Genomic DNA, 1,389 nt, shown 5'->3' on the forward strand with positions numbered 1-1,389 from the left:
CCACCATCAAGGGCCGGAAATCCTATCGCCGGTTCAGCATCAGCGAGAAGCAGAATGCTTGAGTTTGGCGATCCTCGCCTTCCGGGTAGGTTCTGGAAGAAGGTTCACATCGAGCCGAATAGCGGATGCTGGCTATGGTCGGGATCGGTGACGCCGCTTGGATACGGGCAGTTCTGGCTGAGCAAGCTACGCCTGTGCAGTCGGGTTGTAATGGAAGCTGTGGCCGGCCCGCTGCGGACTGAGCAGTATGTTTGCCACAAGTGCGACACGCCGAACTGCTGTAATCCCGAACATCTGTGGGTGGGCACCCAGATCGAAAACGTTCGCGATTGTTACTCCAAGGGGCGTCAGCCGGCGACCCGCCGCAAGAAATCAGTCTGCAAGCGAGGACATGCGCTCACCGCCGATAATGTTCGGCGCGGACAGTGTCACGAGTGCAAAAAATACCGAGACCGCATCGAATACCGAAAGGAGAAAGCAGCATAATGGCTACCCAGCTTACGGTGCAGCAGCAGCGCGCCAACGAAATGACCGTCCTGCGCCAGACTATCGGCAAGATGGAATCACAGATCAAGATGGCATTGCCATCACACATTCCGGTCGAGAAGTTCCATCGTGTCGCGGTGACGGCGATCAGCTCCAATCCTGACCTGCTGAACGTGGATCGCACCTCGCTGTTCGGCGCCCTTATGAAGGCCGCACAAGACGGGCTGCTGCCCGATGGTCGCGAAGGTGCGATTGTCCCCTTCAAGGGAAAAGCATCGTGGATGCCCATGGTCGCCGGGATTATGAAAAAGGTGCGCAACAGCGGCGAAATTGCCGACTGGAACGCCCACGCCGTCTACGAAAACGATGAGTTCGACTATTTGCTCGGCGACGATCAGCGCATCTATCACAAGCCCACCATGGGCGACCCCGGCCAGGTCATCGGCGCTTACTCCATCGTCAAACTGAAGGATGGCACAATCAGCCGCGACTTCATGCCGCGCTGGCGGATCGAGAAGGCGCGTGAGCAAGGCATGGCGAAGAATAGCCTACAATGGACCGCCTTCTATGATGAAGGGGCTATCAAGACGGTAATCAAGCACCACGCGAAGCGCCTGCCGCAATCCACCGACATCGAGGCGGTATTTGAGCGCGACGACATGATGAGCGCCAACGCCTCCCGATCCAGCGCCGCACTTCTATCCAGCGTTGGCAACGACGCTGCCACGGAACCCGTTAAACCCGCATCCCGGCTTGATGCCTTGGAGCATCAGATACAGGCTGAACCGCACGACGCCGAAACCGGCGAAATCATCCAGGAAGGTCCCGCCGACGAACAGCGCGGCGAAGCGCATAGCGATGCTGTCACGCTGCAATCCGCCATGGCGGAGATCGACGCCTGCG

General features: G+C 58.7%; 2 protein-coding genes. Both read left to right on the forward strand.

Going from position 1 to position 1,389, the window contains the following annotated elements; translation table 11 throughout:
- Positions 1-486, forward strand: a 486-nt coding sequence (locus K7W03_RS27430) for an HNH endonuclease (protein ID WP_222888126.1), incomplete at its 5' end; no start/stop codon positions are given.
- On the forward strand, positions 486-1,389 hold a 904-nt coding region (locus tag K7W03_RS27435), incomplete at its 3' end, for a recombinase RecT (RefSeq protein WP_222888128.1). The genes K7W03_RS27430 and K7W03_RS27435, both read left to right, overlap by 1 nt.

The sequence above is a fragment of the Sphingobium sp. PNB genome (assembly GCF_019873065.1).
Classification (GTDB): Bacteria; Pseudomonadota; Alphaproteobacteria; order Sphingomonadales; family Sphingomonadaceae; genus Sphingobium; species Sphingobium fuliginis.